Raw genomic sequence first — 17,204 nt, forward strand, 5'->3', positions numbered from 1 at the left:
TGCCGTGGTTCGGCGTCCCGGGGCGAAGGGCCGAAGGAGCACTGACGATGGGCGAGGGGTACGCATGACTGACACCGGCCAGGTCCCGGGCGAGGGGCTGCCGGAGAACGCAGGCATGGTGGAGCAGCCGGGCGTCCCCGCCCCGGACGCGTACACCTTCCTCGATCCCTCCGAGCACACCCCCGAGGACGACGACCTCCTGCTGATGCCCGCCTCCCAGGGCGCCTGGAGCGACCCGCAGGCCGCACCGGCCCCCGTGCAGGCGCAGCCGGCCGCGCCCACCGCCGTGGCCCCGCCCGCCCCCGAGCACGGGGGGCCGCAGATCCCCCTGCAGCAGGGGCAGGCGGCCCCGGCCCCCGCCGAGCCGCACGGCACCCACGAGTCCGGCGGCCGCGACGTCGGCCATGCGGACCCCGGCGGCGTACGCATCCCCGCGCCCGCGCCGGCACCGGTCGGCACGCACATCCCCGCCCCCGCCCGCCGCCCCCTGCACCGGGGCCCGGCCGCCCCCGAGGCCCCGGCGTACGGCGGCACGCAGGGCGGCGTCGTCCGCTCACTGGCCGACCGGGGCCCGGCCGGGGCCACCCGCACCGCTGCCCCCGCCCGCCACGCGGGCCCGCAGACGAACGGCCCCGACCACTCCGAAGCCCTGGCCGACGGCCCCTCGACCCTGCCCGGTCCGCAGCCGGGCGAGATCCCGCCGCAGGCCGGCGCCGCGTGGGGCGCCCCGCAGCCGGTGGCGGAGCCGGTGGCGGCGACCGCACCCGAGCAGCCGGCCGTGGAGCCGGAGCGGTCCGTTGCCGAGCCGGTGGCCGTCGAGCAGGTCGTGACCGAGCCGGCCGCCGTCCAGCAGGCCGGGGAAGAGGCGCGGCAGCCGGAGGCCGGGCCCGTCGAGGCCGAGCAGCCGGAGCGGGCCGTCGAGGCCGAGCAGCCCGGGGCGGCCCGACAGGCGGTGGCCGAGCCCTCCGTGGAGGCCCCGGCGCCCGCCGCGGCCGAGCAGCCGGTTCAGGCGGTGGAGGAAGCGCAGGCCGAGCAGACCGTGCGGCGGGCTTCACCGGACCAGGCGGCGGAGCCGGCGGCCGAGCCCACCCCGGTGGCGGCCCCGGTGGCTCCGCCCGCGCAGCCGCAGCCTGCCGTCGAGACCGCGCAGCCGGTGGCGGCCGTCGAGGCCGAGCAGCCGGCGCAGCCGCTGGAGCCCGCTGCCGACGCCCGGCCCGAGCCTGCCCCGCAGGCCGTCGCGGCGGAACTCCGGAGTGCCCCGCAGGCCGCGTCGGCAGAAACGGTCGTCCCGGAGCCGGCCGCGGTGGAGCCGCCTCCCGCCGACCCCGTCGTCCTCCCGCAGGCCGAGGCGGTCCCGGCGGAGGCCCCGGCACAAGCGCCTGTTCCGGCCCCGGCCGACGAGTCCGCCCCCCCGGCGCCGCTGGAGGTGCCGCACGGTGCCGCCGCGGCCCCGCAGGCCGAACCGGCCGTTCCGGCGGAGGACGCGGCTGTCACGCAGCCCGAGGCGCAGACCCCGGCGACCGGCGAGGCGGCGGCGCAGGAGCCCGTCCCGGTGGAGCCCGTACCGGCGGAGCCCGAGGTTCGGGAGCCCGCCCCCCAGGAGCAGTCCGCGGAAGCGGTTGCCGGAGCGGTGGCCGAGCCCGTCGTGGCCCCGGCCGCCGAACCGGTCCCGGTCACCGAGCCGACTCCGGTTGCCGAGTCCGCTCCGGTCACCGAGCCGGCCCCGGACGCGGCGGCGGCCGAAAGCCCGCAGGCCGTCGCGGCTCCGGAGGCCGTCGTGGCCCCGCAGGCCATCGCGATTCCGGAAGCAGCCGTCGCGGCGGAGCCGCCCGCACCAGGGCCCGCGCAGCCCGAGCCGTCCGCCGAGGCCGTGGCGGAAGTCGCCCCGGCAGAGGAGGCTCCGGAGCCCGCGGTCCAGCAGCTCCCGGCGCCGGAGCAGGAGCCCGCGCCGGCCCCCGCCCCCGAGCCCGCGGAAGCGGCGCGGGCGACCGCGCCCGACGACGAGGACGGCGCCGGCCCCGAGATCATCGAGACGCCGGAGCTTCCGGAGCCGCCGGGCGCCGCGCAGCAGGTGCAGAGCGCCGACCAGCCGGCCGAGGCCGTCGGCCCGCAGGCGCCGGAGCCGCAGCAGGCCGAGGCGCGGCCGCGGACCGAGGCCCCGGAGCAGTCCGGAACCGGGGAGCACCCGGACCAGGCGGCCGACCCCGGAGCAGGCCCGGCGCCCGAGGAGCCCGTCGAACCGGCCGCCCCGCCCGCCCCCGGCTACGACGACGCCGAGCGCGAAGCCGTGCTGCGGGTCATGCGGGAGCGCCGGGACATCCGCAACGGCTTCCGCGGCGACCCCATTCCGCACGAGGTGCTGCTGCGGGTCCTGGAGGCGGCGCACACCGCGCCGAGCGTGGGCCACTCGCAGCCGTGGGACTTCGTGGTCATCCGCTCCGCGGAGACCCGTCGCTCCATGCACGAACTGGCCCAGCGGCAGCGCGACGCCTACGCCGAGTCGCTGCCCAAGGGCCGGGCGAAGCAGTTCAAGGAACTGAAGATCGAGGCGATCCTCGACACCCCGGTCAACATCGTCGTGACCGCCGACCCCACCCGCGGCGGCCGCCACACCCTCGGTCGGCACACCCAGCCGCAGATGGCGCCGTACTCCTCCGCCCTCGCCGTCGAGAACCTGTGGCTCGCCGCCCGCGCCGAGGGCCTCGGCGTCGGCTGGGTCAGCTTCTTCGACGAGCGGGAGATGGTCCGCGCCCTGGGCCTGCCCGAGCACCTGGAAGTGGTGGCCTACCTCTGCGTCGGTTACGTCGACGAGTTCCCCGAGGAGCCCGAGCTGATGCAGGCGGGCTGGTCCAAGCGCCGCCCGCTGTCCTGGGTCGTCCACGAGGAGACGTACGGCCGTCGCGCGCTGCCCGGCGCCGAACCGCACGACCTGCTCCAGGAGACGATCTCCGCGATCCGGCCGCTGGACGCGAAGGCGCTCGGGGAGGCGTGGGAGCGCCAGAAGCGGATGACGAAGCCCGCCGGGGCGCTCGGCATGCTGGAGATCATCTCCGCGCAGCTCTCCGGGCTCTCCCGGGCATGCCCGCCGCCGATCCCGGAGCCCGCGGCCGTGGCGATCTTCGCCGGGGACCACGGGGTGCACGCCCAGGGGGTCACCGCCTGGCCGCAGGAGGTCACCGCCCAGATGGTGGCGAACTTCCTCGGCGGCGGAGCCGTCTGCAACGCCTTCGCGGCCCAGGTCGGCGCGGAGGTCTGCGTCGTGGACGTCGGCGTGGCGGCGGAACTGCCCGCCACCGCCGGTCTGCTGCCCCGCAAGGTGCGCCCCGGCACGGCGGACTTCACGACCGGCCCCGCGCTCAGCCGGGAGGAGGTGCTCGCCGCGATCGAGGTCGGCATCGAGACCGCCCGCGACCTGGTGGCCGCGGGCAACAAGGCCCTGCTCACCGGCGAGATGGGCATCGCCAACACCACCGCGTCGGCCGCGCTGATCTGCGTGTACACCGGGGCCGACGCCTCCGAGGTGACCGGCAGGGGGACCGGCATCAACGACGAGATGCACGCCCGCAAGGTCGACGTCGTCCGCCGCGCCCTCGACCTGCACCAGCCGGACCCGGCCGACCCGATCGGCGTGCTCGCGGCGGTCGGCGGCCTGGAGCACGCGGCGATGGCCGGCTTCCTCCTCGGCGGAGCCTCCCTGCGTACGCCGGTGATTCTGGACGGCGTGAGCGCCGGGGCGGCCGCCCTGGTCGCCCGCGCCATCGCCCCCGAGGCGCTGGCCGCCTGCATCGCCGGCCACCGCAGCGCCGAGCCCGGCCACGTCGCCGCGCTCAACAAGCTGGGCCTGCGCCCGCTGGTCGACCTCGACCTGCGGCTGGGCGAGGGGACCGGCGCCCTGCTGGCGCTGCCGATCGTGCAGAGCGCGGCGCGCGCGATGCACGAGGTGGCCACGTTCGACTCGGCGGGCGTGACGGAGAAGTAACCCCGCCCACCGTCCCGGGCCCGCCCCGACCAGCCCCTACGGCGCTGGAGGAGCGGGCCCGGGGCGGAGCCCGCACCCGGGCGGCGCGGGGCCGGGCGGGGGAGGGGCCCGCCCCGGGCGCCGTCCACCCCGCCCGCACGCCGGGGGGCCGGGCCCGCGACCGACCCCCGCCCACCCCCACCCCGTATGGTGTTCCCCACCCGGAACCCCCGCTTTCCGCACGTCACAGCCGCTTCACCGCCGCAGCGGCCTCCGCAGCACCCGTACGAGGAGCCCGTACCGCCATGGCCGAGCACGCAGACCACGCAGGTCACGCCGAGAGCGCAGGTCGAGCCGACCGCGCCGACCACCCCGCGTACCCCGTGGGACTGCGCCTGCACGGCCGCCGCGTCGTCGTCGTCGGCGGCGGCCAGGTCGCCCAGCGCAGGCTGCCGCAGCTCATCGCCACCGGCGCCGTCATCACCCTGGTCTCCCCCTCCGCGACCCCCTCCGTCGAGGCGATGGCGGACGGCGGGGAGATCCGCTGGGAGCGCCGCCGCTACCGGGAAGGCGACCTCGCCGACGCCTGGTACGCCCTGGTCGCCTCCTCCGACACCGCCGCCAACGACGCCGCGTCCGCCGAGGCCGAGCGCACCCGCACCTGGTGCGTACGGGCCGACGACGCCGAGGCCGCCACCGCCTGGACCCCGGCCACCGGCCGCATCGAGAACATCACCGTCGCCGTCCTCAACACCACTCCCCGGGGCCGCGACCCCCGGCACTCCGCCGCCCTCCGCGACGCCATCGTCGAGGGCCTGCGCGACGGCACCCTCGCCGCCCCCCACCACCGCACCCGCGCCCCCGGCGTCGCGCTGGTCGGCGGCGGCCCCGGCGACCCGGACCTGATCACCGTGCGCGGCCGCCGCCTCCTCGCCGAGGCCGACGTCGTCATCGCCGACCGCCTCGGCCCCCGCGACCTGCTCGACGAACTCCCGCCGCACGTCGAGGTCATCGACGCCGCGAAGATCCCGTACGGCCGGTTCATGGCCCAGGAGGCGATCAACCGGGCACTCATCGAGCACGCCAAGGCGGGCAAGTCCGTGGTCCGGCTCAAGGGCGGCGACCCGTTCGTCTTCGGCCGCGGCATGGAGGAGGCCCAGGCGCTGGCCGCCGAGGGCATCCCCTGCACGGTCGTTCCCGGGATCTCCAGCACCATCTCCGTCCCCGGAGCCGCCGGAATCCCCGTCACCCACCGGGGCGTGGCCCACGAGTTCACCGTGGTCAGCGGCCATGTGGCCCCCGACGACCCGCGCTCGCTGGTCGACTGGGCGGCCATCGCCCGGCTGCGCGGCACCCTCGTCCTCCTGATGGCCGTCGACAAGATCGGGGCCATCGCCGCCGCCCTCATCGCCCACGGCAAGGACCCGGCCACCCCGGTCGCCCTCGTCCAGGAGGGCACCACCGCCGCCCAGCGCCGGATCGACGCGACGCTCGCGGACGTCGGCGAGCGCGCCGCGGCCGAGGAGGTGCGCCCGCCCGCCGTGATCGTGATCGGCGCGGTCGTGGCGGTCGGCCCCGACTCCGCCCCGCAGGCAGCCGGAAGCGCCGCCGAATAACACCGGGCCCGCGGAGGGTCCGTACCCGGGCCCGCACCCCGCGCCCTCCCCGCTCCATCCCAGGCGTCGGCACCCCCCATCGGACAAGGCAGTATCACCCCGTGGCAGATCTCATCACCCTCGACGACCCCGACGACCCCCGGCTGAGCGACTACACCGGCCTGACCGACGTCGAGCTGCGGCGGCGGCGCGAGCCCGCCGAGGGCCTGTTCATCGCCGAGGGCGAGAAGGTGATCCGCCGAGCCCGGCAGTCCGGATACGCGATGCGGTCCATGCTGCTCTCCGCCAAGTGGGTCGACGCCATGCGCGACGTCATCGACGAGGTGCCGGCCCCGGTGTACGCCGTCGCCCCCGAGCTGGCCGAACGGGTCACCGGCTACCACGTCCACCGCGGGGCGCTCGCCTCCATGCAGCGCAAGCCGCTGCCCGCCGCCGACGAACTGCTCACCACCGCGCGCCGGGTGGCGGTCATGGAATCGGTGAACGACCACACCAACATCGGGGCCGTCTTCCGCAGCGCCGCCGCCCTCGGCATGGACGCGGTCCTGCTCTCCCCGAACTGCGCGGACCCGCTCTACCGGCGTTCCGTCAAGGTCTCCATGGGCGCGGTCTTCTCCGTCCCGTACGCCCGGCTCGAAGCCTGGCCGACGTCGCTGGAGACGGTACGGGAGGCCGGCTTCCGGCTTCTCGCGCTCACCCCGGACGCCAAGGCCACCAGCATCGACGAGGCGGCCCCGCACCGGTTGGAGCGGGTGGCGCTGATGCTCGGGGCGGAGGGCGACGGGCTGTCCGCGCGGGCGCTGGCGGCCGCCGACGCATGGGTCCGCATCCCGATGGCGCACGGCGTGGACTCGCTGAACGTGGGCGCGGCCGCGGCCGTCGCCTTCTACGCGGTGACCGCGGGCCGCCCGGAGAGCTGACCGCGGGCGGTCCCGGCCGGCCCGGTCGCCCCCGCCTCAGGACGCGGAGGCCGCCGGGCCCGCCGACCCGCCACCGGGACGGGAAGGGGAACCGCCGGGCGCGGCAGCGGCCGTCCACGCCGCCCCGTCCTGCCCGGAACCGCCCCGCACCTGCGAGACCCCGCCCGGCCGCTCGTTTCCGTCGAGCCCGCGCGCCGGCCCCTGGCAGCCCTGCGCCGCCGCGATGCCCAGCGCCACCAGCAGCGTCACCACGACGAACACCACCAGCCGCTGACGCAGCAACCGCGGATTGGCCGGCCGCCGCCCCGCCGAGGTCGTACGGCTCCCGGAGCGGGTGTTCGGGCGGCCGTTGGTCCCGGCCGGGGCCCCCGGCCGCTTCCCGGTCTTCCCGCCCGAACGGGTCGTGTCGCGCGACGCCTGCTGCGGGCGGGAACCACCGGTGCGGGGCGGACCCGAACGGGCGGGCGCCCCGCGCCGGCCCGGCTGGAGACGGGAACCGGACGGGCCCTCGGAACGCCGGGTGTGCTGCTCGGCGTACGGATCGGCCATGCGCCCGGTCGGCCGGTCCGCCTCCTGCGCGGACCGCTGGGCGGGGGGCCGGCTCTCGTGCAGGCCCTGAGCCTCCCGCGCCGCGATCTCCTTGAGCCGCATGGACAGTTGCAGCGTGCTGGGCCGCTCCTCCGGGTCCTTCGCCAGGCAGGCGCTGATCAGCGGGGCCAGAGCGTCGTGCACCCCGCGCAGCTGCGCCTCCTCGTGCACCACGCGGTACAGCATCACCTCGGAACTGCCGTGCCCGAAGGGGGAGTCGGCCATCGCCGCGTACGCCAGCGTCGCACCGAGCGAGAAGACGTCCGTCGCGGGCGTCACGGCCGCGCCCCGGACCTGCTCGGGCGCGAGGAAGCCGGGCGACCCCACCGCCGTACCGACGTGGGTGAGCGTGCTCGCCCCGGTCGCCCACGCGATACCGAAGTCGATGATGCGCGGGCCCTTGGGGGAGAGCAGGATGTTCGACGGCTTCAGATCACGGTGGACCACGCCCGCTTCGTGCACCGCGACCAGCCCCTCGGAGAGCGCCGCCCCGATCGAGGCGACCTCGGCGGCGGACAGCGGGCCCTCCTCCGCGACCTTGTCGTGCAGGGAGGGGCCGGGCACGTACTGGGTGGCGAACCACGGGCGGTCCGCCTCCAGATCGGCGGCGACCAGCCGGGCCGTGCAGCCGCCGCGGATCCGCCGGGCCGCCGACACCTCGCGCGCGAACCGCGAGCGGAACTCCTGATCCTCCGCCAGGTCGGGCCGGATCACCTTGAGCGCGACCCGCTGGCCGCGACGGTCGGAGCCGAGGTAGACGACGCCCATGCCGCCCGCGCCGAGCCGCCGGTGCAGCCGGAACGAGCCGACGAGACGCGGGTCCTCGCGCCGGAGCCGCATCATCGCCATCGTCTGCCCATCCCCGCTGCCTGATCCGCCTGACGAGGCACAGCTTACGTACCCCGCGCCCGGCACGCTCAGAGGCCGCGCCCTCACCGGGGATTCGATTGTCCGCGGCAGCCCGGAGAGGCGAAGAGGGGCCGGGGCGCGGCGGATCGGCGCCCCCCGGCCGGACGGGCCGCTCAAGAAGCCGCCGGACCAAGGGGATTGGATCACCGGGGAAACGCCGGGACGCGGTGGTCGGGAGGGCGGTGGCCACCCCCTCGGCCTCCGGGGCGCCGGGGCCCCGGGCGGCCCCCGGCAGGGGGCCGCCCGGTCGGCGAAGGACGCCCGACGTGAGTGAAGTCACCCGGCGGACACGCTCGCGCCGGCGGGAGGGCATGTCGGGTCCACCGCAGGGGAAGGGCGCCCGGCCGGCCCCTGGGGACGGCGTACTCCCGGACGCGGCCCCCACCGGGGGCGGGCGGCCCCGGTCGTCCCCTCCGGGATGACCCCCACCTCCGGTGGCCCTTCTCCACCCAGGGGAGTACACCGCCCGGCGACGGCTCATCCTCCGGGAGGCCCGGGAATCGGTACGCGGGCATGACGCCCTGTGCGCGCCGCTTACCTAATGTGGTGACCAAGCGGTGGGCGGGATACTCGTCCCCCGAGGTCACACGCCCACCGCTCCCGATCGCGTCAGGAGAGGCACCATGGCGGACACGGCAACGCGGACGATGGTCCGTATGGGCGGACGCAAGGCGTACGCCGCGTTCGGCGTCCGTCCGTCCGGCACCCGCCACCCCTTGGTGGCGACGGCGATGGTCCTCCCCCTGGCGGCCCTGCTCGTGGTCGTCTTCGGCGGCTGGGAAGCGGTGGTCACACAGGCGTCGTCCGTGGCGGTGATGCTGGGGCGCTGAGCGGCGCCCGGGGTCCGGAAGAGCGGTCCGGACCCACACATCCGGCCAACAGCCCCGTGGGGACGGGGGTGCGGCGGACGGCAGCGTTTGTCCGGTCAGCTGGGGAGCTGACCGGGCATCGCGCTGTCCGGGGCCGTGCGGCTCCCGTCGGGCCCACCGCCCGGGGCTGCCGTGCGGGCCCACCGTCCGGGCCCACCGTCCGGGCTGCCGTGCGGGCCCACCGACCAGGGCTGCCCCGCCGCGCCACCCCGGCCGGACTTCGCGTCTTCCGGCGGGTCTCCGCGTCTCCCGCCGGCCCTCCGCACGGCGCCTCGCCCCCGCGCGCCTCTCGCCCGGCCGGAGTACGTCGCCGGCCCTCCCCGGCCCGCCCCGCGTTAGGCTCACGGCTGGACCGGTGCACGGCCGGGCCGACCGCCGGGGGAGCCGTTGACCACCACCCAGACCTCAGTCGTCCACGAACTGGGCGTCCTCGCGCATCGCCTCGCCCACCCGGCCGGGGCGCCGTGCGTCTGCGAGCCGCCGCAGCTCCTCGCGGACCGGTCCGACGGCACCGTGGTCCGCAGCGGCGCGGTCGTCGCGAAGGCCCACGCCGCCGATGCCGACCGCGAGGCGCTGGCGGCCCGGATCGCGCTGGCCGCCGCCCCCGAGCTCACCGGCATCCTGCTGCCGCCCCTCACCGGCCCCGGGCTCCCAGGGCCGGACGGAGCGCTCCGCTTCCCGGAGCCCTTCGACCAACCCGGGGACGCCGCCCTCTCCGGCGACCCCCGAGGCCCGCGGCCGGCCGGTCCGCCCGCCGCGCCCGGCGTCCGCCCCGTCACCCTCTGGCCGCTCGGCACGCCCGTGGACCCCGCCGACCCCGGGGCCGCCCCCTGGGCCGAGGCCGCCGGGCTGCTCGCCCGTCTGCACCGGACGAAGCCCCCGCTCCCGCTGCCGCCCATGCGGGGACCGGCCAAGGCGGCGCGGGCCGTCGCCCGGATGTGCGCCGCCCGCCCCGGCGACCCGGCCGTCCTGCCCGTCCTGGCCGGGTGGCGCGCCCTGCCGGCCTGGGCCCGGGGCGAGGCCCCGCCGCCCGCGCGGCGCGACCGCTTCCTGTGCCACGGGGACCTCCACCTCGGCCAGCTCGTACGCCACCCCGCCCCGGACGGCCCCTGGCTGCTCATCGACGTGGACGACGCGGGCGCGGGCGATCCGGCCTGGGACCTCGCCCGGCCCGCCGCCTGGTACGCGGCCGGACTCCTCGCCCCCGAGGACTGGTCGGTCTTCCTGAACGCCTACCGGTCCGCCGGGGGACCGGCCGTACCCGCCGCCGACGACGACCCGTGGCCCGTGCTGGACGTCCCGGCCCGTGCGCTGACGGTGCAGACGGCGGCCGTCGCCCTCGCCAAGTGCGCTACGGAGCAACGGGAACCGGACGCCCACGAACAGCTGATGCTGGCATCCTGTGCCCGAATCGCTACGCTGCCGCCCGACTTGGCCCCCGGCGCCGCGTCGTAGGGTGAACGGACCGTCGCCGGGCAGACATTCCGGTGACGGCACGACGAGGGCGAGGAGCCGATCCGATGATGCAGTGTCCCAAGTGTCACGCGCCGATGAACACGTACAACCGCAACGGCGTCCAGATCGAGCAGTGCAGCGGATGCCGGGGGATATTCCTCGACTACGGCGAGCTGGAGTCGCTGACCCGCCTGGAGTCCCAGTGGTCCCAGCAGGCTCCCCCCGCCCCGCCGCAGGCCTACCCGGCCGCCCCTCCCGCCGCTCACGCTCCCGCCTGGGGTGCGCCGCAGCACGGTGGCCACTACGGCCATCACCGCCAGAAGGGCTTCGGCCGGATGCTGTTCTCGTCCTGAACCCTCCTGTGGGACCGGGGGCTCTCGCGCCGCCCGGTCCCACGGGGACGGGCCGTACGACGGAAGAACCCCCGGCCGTGGAGACGGCCGGGGGTTCCTGTCGGTGCGCGATACTGGGATTGAACCAGTGACCTCTTCCGTGTCAGGGAAGCGCTCTCCCGCTGAGCTAATCGCGCGGGACCTGCGTGTACGGCGAACTGCGTGCGCGATACTGGGATTGAACCAGTGACCTCTTCCGTGTCAGGGAAGCGCTCTCCCGCTGAGCTAATCGCGCGGGGATCCTTGCGGACCGGTGATCCTTGCGGATCAGTGGACGATACTGGGATTGAACCAGTGACCTCTTCCGTGTCAGGGAAGCGCTCTCCCGCTGAGCTAATCGTCCTTGGAGGTGGAGACGGGATTTGAACCCGTGTAGACGGCTTTGCAGGCCGTTGCCTCGCCTCTCGGCCACTCCACCAGGGATGGGGGCTCGGGAAGGATCCCCCACCTTCTGCGAGCGGACGACCAGGTTCGAACTGGCGACCTCAACCTTGGCAAGGTTGCGCTCTACCAACTGAGCTACGTCCGCTTGTCTTTCCCGGTCCGCTTGCGCGTCCCGGCGACGTGTTGAACTCTAGCGGATTCCTGGGCCAGCACAAAAACGCGTTTGCGCAGCGTGCTGCGGTCCCCTCGCCCCGGCGCAGGTCACCGCGGTCCGTCCTAGACTCAGGGACGTGTCCGACCTCCCCCCCTTGGCCCGTTTCGACGGCCTCACCGCCTCCGGCCTGCAGGATGTGACCCACGATCCCGCGGCGCTCGACTCGTCCGGCTTCTGGGCGGTGTCCGCGGACTTCGAGGGCCGGGTGGTCTGCGCCCGCTTCTCCGACGTGCGGGAGGAGGCGGTGCCTCCCCCCGTCCCCGGCGCCTGGCGGGGGCCCGCCACCGGGGACTGGACCTCCTCACTGGACCGTGACGCCTACACGGCGGGCGTACGGCGGATCCGTGAACACATCGCGGCGGGAGACGTCTACCAGGCCAACCTCTGCCGGGTGCTGTCCGCGCCGCTCCCCGGCGGCGGGGCCGGAGCCGATGTGGACGCCCTGGCCTCCCTGCTCGCCCGCGGCAACCCCGCCCCGTACGCGGGCACGATCCGGCTGCCGGACCACGGCGTGGAGATCGCCACCGCCTCCCCGGAACTCTTCCTGCGGCGCGACGGACGGACCGTGGAGTCCGGGCCGATCAAGGGCACCGGCCGGACCGAGGCCGACCTGCTGGAGAAGGACCACGCGGAGAACGTGATGATCGTGGACCTGGTCCGCAACGACCTGGGCCGGGTCTGCGCCACCGGGAGCGTGGGCGTGCCCGATCTCTGCGTGGTGGAGAAGCACCCGGGCCTCGTCCACCTCGTCTCCAGCGTCCGGGGCCGGCTGGCGGACGGGGCCGGCTGGCCCGAGCTGTTCGCGGCGGCCTTCCCGCCCGGGTCGGTCACCGGCGCGCCGAAGTCCAGTGCGCTGCGGATCATCGGCGAGCTGGAGCGGGGCCCGCGCGGACCCTACTGCGGGGCGGTCGGCTGGGTCGACGCCGACCGGGGCACCGCCTCGCTCGCGGTGGGCATACGGACGTTCTGGATCGACCGGACCGGGCCCGCGCCGCTGCTGCGGTTCGGGACGGGCGCCGGGATCACCTGGGGATCGGAGCCCGAGCGCGAGTGGGACGAGACCGAGCTCAAGGCATCCCGGCTGCTCGCTGTAGCGTCGGGCACGTATCCGGAGACAGGAAGGACCGCATGATGAGGATCTGGGTCAACGGCGGGCTGCGGAACGCCGACGACGCCCGGCTGTCGGTGCTGGACCACGGGCTGACCGTGGGCGACGGCATCTTCGAGACGGTGCGTACGAGCGAGGGGCGCCCCTTCGCGCTGACCCGGCACCTCGACCGCCTCACCCGCTCCGCCCGGGGCCTGGGCCTGCCCGACCCGGACCACGACGAGATCCGCCGCGCCGTCGCCGCGGTCGTCGAGGCCAACCCCGTCCCCCTGGGGCGCCTGCGGATCACCTGCACCGGCGGGCTCTCCCCGCTCGGCTCGGACCGGGGCGACGACGGGCCGAGCCTGGTCGTCGCCCTCGACGGGGTGAACCGCCGCCCGGACAGCACGGCGGTGATCACCGTCCCCTGGACCCGCAACGAACGCGGTGCGCTCGTGGGTCTCAAGACCACCTCGTACGCCGAGAACGTCGTCGCCCTGGCCCGGGCGCGGGAGCGGGGCGCCTCCGAGGCGCTGTTCCCCAACACCGTCGGCCGCCTCTGCGAAGGCACCGGCTCCAACGTCTTCGTCGTCCTGGACGGCCGCATCCACACCCCGCCGGTCGCCTCCGGCTGCCTCGCGGGGATCACGCGCGCGCTGGCGGTCGAGTGGACCGGGGCCGAGGAGACCGATCTGCCGATGGACGTGCTCGCCGAGGCCGACGAGGTGTTCCTGACCTCGACGCTCCGGGACGTCCAGGCGGTGCACCGGATCGACGACCGCGCGCTGACGCCGGAGATCGGACCGGTGACCGCGAAGGCGATGCGGATCTTCGCCGAGCGGGCGGACGACGACCTCGACCCGTGACGGGAGCCTTCGAGAGCCCCGCCCCCGGGCCGCCGCGAGTCCGAAGGCCGGAAATCCGCGTGACGGGGTGGCGTCCAGGGGATACAACCTCTTGATGACCACGACACTCCGGCCGTCCGGGCCGCTCCAGCAGGGCGGCGACGGCGCCCGGTCCCGCCGCTACGACGTGTGCGACAACGGGCGGCCCGTCGGCTCCGTCGCGATCAGCACCGACGCGGCGTTCGGCCCGACCGCCGGGGTGCTGGCCTCCCTCGCCGTCGACGAGGCGCGGCGCAGGCGCGGCCGGGGCACCATCGCCGCGCTCGCCGCCGAGGAGGTGCTGCGGGGGTGGGGCTGCACCCGGGTGCGGGTGGAGGTCCCCGCCGGCAACGAACCCGCCCGGCGCCTCGCGTCCGCTCTCGGGTACACCGAACGCAGCCGCAACATGGCCAAGCGCCTCGGCCCGGCCGCCGCCCCGCTGCCCGAGGGGCTCACCGCGCGCCCCATGAGCGAGGAGGAGTTCGCCGCCTGGCGGCAGGACGCGGTCCGGACCTACGCGCAGGAGTGGGTCGAGCGCGGGGTGGAGCCCGAACAGGCCCGGCTCAAGTCGGAAAGCGACCACGCCTCGCTCCTGCCGGACGGACCGGCCACCGAGAAGGTGCGCTTCGAGGTGCTGGTGCGGGCGGGCGAGGTCGTCGGCCATGTGTGGGCGGCGCTGCGGGAGCTGGAGCCGGGCGGCCCGCCGGCCGGGTACGTCTTCGACGTCGAGGTACGTGCGGAGCACCGCGGCCGAGGCCACGGGCGGGCGCTGATGCTGCTGGCCGAGGACGTCGCCCGGGCCTGGGGCGCGGACCGGATCGGCCTGCACGTCTTCGCCTCCAACACCCCGGCCCTGAAGCTGTACGAGTCCCTCGGCTACACGACGACGCGGTACAACCTGGCCAAGGCGCTGTAGCGCCCTCCGGACCCGAAGGGGGCCGGGTTCCCAGGGCCGGGGTTTCCGGGGCCGCCGGACCGTCGCGGCCCGCCCCGGGGCCGCCGGACCGTGGCGGCCGCCCGCTCCGGACCGGGCGGCCGCCCTGGCGTCCGGCTACCGCTCCCGCGCGGCCAGGGCGCCGTCGACGAGCTCCTCGATCCGCTCGCGCAGCCCCTCCTGGCTCTTGCCGCCGTCCAGCCGCTGATCGCCGATCACATAGGTCGGGGTGCCGGTGACGCCGATCGCCTTGCCCTCCGCCTGGTCGGCGTCGACGATCAGCAGATGACGGCCGTCGATCAGCGCCGTGTCCAACTCCTCGACGTCCAGACCCAGTTCGCGTGCCACGTCGAGGAGCAGCGGCTCGCCCGTGCGCCCGAGGTCGGCGGTCCGGGCCAGCAGGGCCTCGATGTACGGCCGGCCCTGCCCCTGCTCGATCGCCTCCTCGGCGGCCTGGGCCGCGGCGTAGGCGTACTTGTTCTTCTCCAGCGGGAAGTGCCGCAGCCTGATCTCGAGGCGGTCCCCGTACCGCTCGCGCAGGGCGCGCACGTCGTCGAGGGCTCGGTGGCAGTCGGGGCACTGGAGGTCGCACCAGAGGTCGAGGACGACCGGCGCCGCAGGGGTGGAATCGCTCATGCGCCCAGTCTTCCAGGCCGGGCGGAGGCGGCCCAACCCGGACCGGGCCGCCCCCTGGGGAGGAGTCCGGCCCTGAAATGTCCCTGAGGTGCACCGCAGCCGTGGCCCCACCGGCGACCGCCGGTGCAGGATGGAGGGGACGTACCCCCTGCGCCTGGAGGCCGCCATGCTTGCCGAGACCATCTGCTCCGCGGTGTCGGCGGCGGGCCTGGGGATCGCCGCGGTGACCGCGTACCGCAAGCGGTTCCTCACGGCGACGCGGATCGCCGCCTACTCCCTGGTCCCGGTCGGACTCGTGCTGACCGGGATCGTCGAATGGGCCGCCGGGATCGCCTTCAAGCCGAGCGTCTGGATCGGCTGCGGGGTGCTCGGCCTCTCCTGGCTGCTGTTCACGACCACCCGCGCCGTCGAGCGCCGCAGCGGCACCACCCGCGCGGAACGCAAGGCCGCACGAGCGGCCGGGCGGAACGAGGCGGTCGCCCCGGCCGCGTCCGCGCCCTCCCTCGGCGCGGGCGCCGCGTCCGGGCCCGCCGCCGCGAAACCGCAGAAGAAGCAGGGCGCCGCCGCCTCCGGCGACGACTTCGGCGACATCGAGGCAATCCTCAAGAAGCACGGCATCTGAGGCGCGGGCCGCCCCGGTCGGCGCCCGCGGACGGCCCGTCGCCCCGAACACCCGGCGGCGATTCGCATACCGGAGCGATTACCGATGGCCACGTGACGGTGAACTCCCGGGCTGATCCCCCTGGTTGATCGGCAACCCGGCCGTCGATGCGTCATGATCACCTCGAGATGGTGGACACTTCCCGGGGCGAAGCCCCCGCACGCACCGCCGAAGAGCCTCGCGGCTGCCTCTTCGCGCTTTCCCAGCCGCCCCTGATGATCTTCCTGACCGTGGTCGGGGGCCTGTTACTGATGGCCGCCCTGCACGACCTCTTCATGCTGTGAGCCGCGGCGCCCGGGCGGGGCCGCCCGGGGGCGTCAGCCCGCGGCTTCCTTGCGCCGGGCCCGGTACGCCGCGACGTGGAGCCGGTTCCCGCACGTACGGCTGGAGCAGTAGCGGCGGGAGCGGTTGCGCGACAGGTCGACGAAGGCGTGCCCGCAGTCCGGCGCCTCACAGCGCCGCAGCCGCTCCTGCTCGCCCGCCACGATGATGAACGCCAGCGCCATGCCGCAGTCGGCCGCGAGGTGGTCGGCGATCGAGGCGTCCGGCGCGAAGTAGTGCACGTGCCAGTCGTAGCCGTCGTGGTCGGTGAGCTGCGGGGTGGTCCCGGCGGCCGCGACGAGCCGGTTGACCAGGTCGGCCGCGGTACGGGGATCGCGTGCCGCGAAGACCTCGGCGAAGCGTGCCCGGACGTCGCGCACGGCGGTCAGGTCCCTCGCGCCGAGGGCGCCGACCCCGCTGATGTGGTGCCGCTCGGCGAAGGCGTACAGCGCCGCCACGTCGGGAAGGCCGTCCGCGGGGTCGTCCCGGGGCGGTTCGCTCTCCGGTGCGGTGTTCACCAGATCGACCACCGTGTCGAGGGCGATCCGGGTGTCGTGAGGGATCAGCACGCTTCGCTCCCTGGCCTCCGGCGGGCGGGCGCCCGCCGATGGCGGCTGACTCTACTGGCTCGCCGCGCCGGTGCCGGGCGCGGTGGGGCCCGGCGGGGAGCGGAACGAGACCGTCCGGGAGCGGGGGAGCGGGGGAGCGGAGGCTGCGGACGCGCCGGCGCCGTCGCCGCGGTGGGTTCCGCGACGACGGCGCCGATGCCAGCCCTATGCGGTTGTCGTGGCGACGCCGTCGCCCCGAGTCGGACGGCGTCGTGCGGCTCTCTGCCCGGCTAGCTCTCGGCCAGGATGTGGGAGAGCTCCGTGTCCAGATCGAAGTGACGATGTTCGGTGCCGGGCGGAACCGCGGCGTCGGTCCTCTTCAGGAACGACTCCAGGGCCCGCGCCGGAGCTTCGAGCAGGGCTTCGCCCTCCGGGGAACTCAGGGCGATGCAGACGACGCCTTGACCGTGACTACGAGATGGCCAGACGCGGACGTCACCGGTGCCGGTGGGCCTGTGCAGCCCCTCGGCGAGGAGGTCGCGGGCGAATACCCACTCGACCGTCTCCTCCGCTCCGGTGTGGAAGGTGGCGTGCACGGCATAGGGATCGGCCGTGGCATACCGCAGGCCCGCAGGTACAGGCAGTGAGGACTCGCTCGACACAACGAGGCGCAGGTGCAGCTCGCAGCTGACCGTGGTGTTCATAAGCGCCAGGGCCTTTCGCTCAGTGTGCGCTCGGGGATTCGCACGTCGGCGAAATCGACATGCCACCTACGGTGGCGTTGTAAACCCCTCTGACCCATTTGTGACGCTTCAGGTCCCCCGCTCG

Annotated in this window: 15 protein-coding genes and 5 tRNA genes; 11 read left to right on the plus strand and 9 right to left on the minus strand. The window is 75.6% G+C overall.

Annotated elements, in window-relative coordinates; translation table 11 throughout:
- The first annotated feature begins 64 nt into the window (after positions 1-64).
- The 3 genes from cobT to ACH4K1_RS14640 all read left to right on the plus strand — a co-directional run bounded on the left by cobT (position 65) and on the right by ACH4K1_RS14640 (position 6,494).
- Entirely contained in the window at positions 65-3,979 is a 3,915-nt protein-coding gene (cobT, locus tag ACH4K1_RS14630; RefSeq protein WP_398089521.1) for a nicotinate-nucleotide--dimethylbenzimidazole phosphoribosyltransferase, read from the plus strand.
- Positions 3,980-4,263: 284 nt separating this feature from the next.
- Complete coding sequence (cobA, locus tag ACH4K1_RS14635) at positions 4,264-5,574, plus strand: uroporphyrinogen-III C-methyltransferase (RefSeq protein WP_398089522.1); 1,311 nt, start codon at positions 4,264-4,266, stop codon at positions 5,572-5,574.
- A gap of 101 nt (positions 5,575-5,675) precedes the next feature.
- A complete protein-coding gene (locus ACH4K1_RS14640; RefSeq protein WP_398089524.1) occupies positions 5,676-6,494 on the plus strand; it encodes a TrmH family RNA methyltransferase in 819 nt (272 codons plus the stop codon).
- A 36-nt stretch (positions 6,495-6,530) separates the two neighbouring features.
- On the opposite strand, the gene ACH4K1_RS14645 is transcribed toward ACH4K1_RS14640, so the two are convergent.
- Positions 6,531-7,931, minus strand: a complete 1,401-nt coding sequence (locus tag ACH4K1_RS14645; RefSeq protein ID WP_398089526.1) for a protein kinase — start codon at positions 7,929-7,931, stop codon at positions 6,531-6,533.
- Positions 7,932-8,614: 683 nt separating this feature from the next.
- On the opposite strand from ACH4K1_RS14645, the gene ACH4K1_RS14650 reads away from it, so the two are divergent.
- The 3 genes from ACH4K1_RS14650 (at position 8,615) to ACH4K1_RS14660 (ending at position 10,668) form a co-directional block, all read left to right on the plus strand.
- Positions 8,615-8,821 carry a hypothetical protein gene (locus tag ACH4K1_RS14650; RefSeq protein WP_398089528.1) on the plus strand — a complete coding sequence of 69 codons (207 nt, stop codon included), beginning with the start codon at positions 8,615-8,617 and terminating at the stop codon, positions 8,819-8,821.
- Positions 8,822-9,247: 426 nt separating this feature from the next.
- Positions 9,248-10,315 (plus strand): phosphotransferase family protein, encoded by a 1,068-nt coding sequence (locus ACH4K1_RS14655; RefSeq protein WP_398089529.1) that lies wholly within the window; start codon positions 9,248-9,250, stop codon positions 10,313-10,315.
- 65 nt (positions 10,316-10,380) lie between these two features.
- Positions 10,381-10,668 carry a zf-TFIIB domain-containing protein gene (locus tag ACH4K1_RS14660; RefSeq protein ID WP_073769838.1) on the plus strand — a complete coding sequence of 96 codons (288 nt, stop codon included), beginning with the start codon at positions 10,381-10,383 and terminating at the stop codon, positions 10,666-10,668.
- A gap of 104 nt (positions 10,669-10,772) precedes the next feature.
- Here the strand turns inward: ACH4K1_RS14660 and ACH4K1_RS14665 are convergent.
- The 5 genes from ACH4K1_RS14665 to ACH4K1_RS14685 form a co-directional block, all read right to left on the minus strand.
- Positions 10,773-10,844, minus strand: a tRNA-Val gene (locus tag ACH4K1_RS14665).
- Positions 10,845-10,870: 26 nt separating this feature from the next.
- Positions 10,871-10,942 (minus strand) — tRNA-Val (locus ACH4K1_RS14670).
- Positions 10,943-10,978: 36 nt separating this feature from the next.
- A tRNA-Val gene (locus ACH4K1_RS14675) sits at positions 10,979-11,050 on the minus strand.
- A 1-nt stretch (position 11,051) separates the two neighbouring features.
- A tRNA-Cys gene (locus ACH4K1_RS14680) sits at positions 11,052-11,125 on the minus strand.
- A 38-nt stretch (positions 11,126-11,163) separates the two neighbouring features.
- A tRNA-Gly gene (locus ACH4K1_RS14685) sits at positions 11,164-11,236 on the minus strand.
- A 145-nt stretch (positions 11,237-11,381) separates the two neighbouring features.
- On the opposite strand from ACH4K1_RS14685, the gene ACH4K1_RS14690 reads away from it, so the two are divergent.
- The 3 genes from ACH4K1_RS14690 to ACH4K1_RS14700 all read left to right on the plus strand — a co-directional run bounded on the left by ACH4K1_RS14690 (position 11,382) and on the right by ACH4K1_RS14700 (position 14,192).
- Positions 11,382-12,437, plus strand: a complete 1,056-nt coding sequence (locus tag ACH4K1_RS14690; RefSeq protein ID WP_398089531.1) for a chorismate-binding protein — start codon at positions 11,382-11,384, stop codon at positions 12,435-12,437.
- Positions 12,437-13,258 carry an aminotransferase class IV gene (locus ACH4K1_RS14695; protein ID WP_398089715.1) on the plus strand — a complete coding sequence of 274 codons (822 nt, stop codon included), beginning with the start codon at positions 12,437-12,439 and terminating at the stop codon, positions 13,256-13,258. Before ACH4K1_RS14690 ends, ACH4K1_RS14695 begins: the two co-directional genes overlap by 1 nt.
- 94 nt (positions 13,259-13,352) lie before the next feature.
- Positions 13,353-14,192 carry a GNAT family N-acetyltransferase gene (locus tag ACH4K1_RS14700; protein WP_398089532.1) on the plus strand — a complete coding sequence of 280 codons (840 nt, stop codon included), beginning with the start codon at positions 13,353-13,355 and terminating at the stop codon, positions 14,190-14,192.
- A 135-nt stretch (positions 14,193-14,327) separates the two neighbouring features.
- On the opposite strand, the gene ACH4K1_RS14705 is transcribed toward ACH4K1_RS14700, so the two are convergent.
- Entirely contained in the window at positions 14,328-14,846 is a 519-nt protein-coding gene (locus ACH4K1_RS14705) for a DsbA family protein (RefSeq protein WP_398089534.1), read from the minus strand.
- Positions 14,847-15,012: 166 nt separating this feature from the next.
- Here ACH4K1_RS14705 and ACH4K1_RS14710 point away from each other — a divergent pair, with 166 nt between their 5' ends.
- Together ACH4K1_RS14710 and ACH4K1_RS14715 are read left to right on the plus strand one after the other, a co-directional pair.
- Entirely contained in the window at positions 15,013-15,468 is a 456-nt protein-coding gene (locus ACH4K1_RS14710) for a hypothetical protein (protein WP_398089535.1), read from the plus strand.
- 167 nt (positions 15,469-15,635) lie between these two features.
- The gene (locus ACH4K1_RS14715; protein ID WP_167345063.1) at positions 15,636-15,791 is read left to right on the plus strand and encodes a hypothetical protein; all 156 of its coding nucleotides are present in this window, start codon (positions 15,636-15,638) and stop codon (positions 15,789-15,791) included.
- Positions 15,792-15,824: 33 nt separating this feature from the next.
- Here ACH4K1_RS14715 and ACH4K1_RS14720 read toward each other — a convergent pair whose 3' ends face one another.
- Both ACH4K1_RS14720 and ACH4K1_RS14725 read right to left on the minus strand, forming a co-directional pair.
- Positions 15,825-16,397, minus strand: a complete 573-nt coding sequence (locus ACH4K1_RS14720) for a CGNR zinc finger domain-containing protein (RefSeq protein WP_398089537.1) — start codon at positions 16,395-16,397, stop codon at positions 15,825-15,827.
- A gap of 269 nt (positions 16,398-16,666) precedes the next feature.
- Positions 16,667-17,080 carry an SsgA family sporulation/cell division regulator gene (locus ACH4K1_RS14725; RefSeq protein ID WP_030589699.1) on the minus strand — a complete coding sequence of 138 codons (414 nt, stop codon included), beginning with the start codon at positions 17,078-17,080 and terminating at the stop codon, positions 16,667-16,669.
- Positions 17,081-17,204: the final 124 nt, after the last annotated feature.

It is taken from the genome of Streptomyces sp. NPDC017448, assembly GCF_044330565.1.
Classification (GTDB): Bacteria; Actinomycetota; Actinomycetes; order Streptomycetales; family Streptomycetaceae; genus Streptomyces.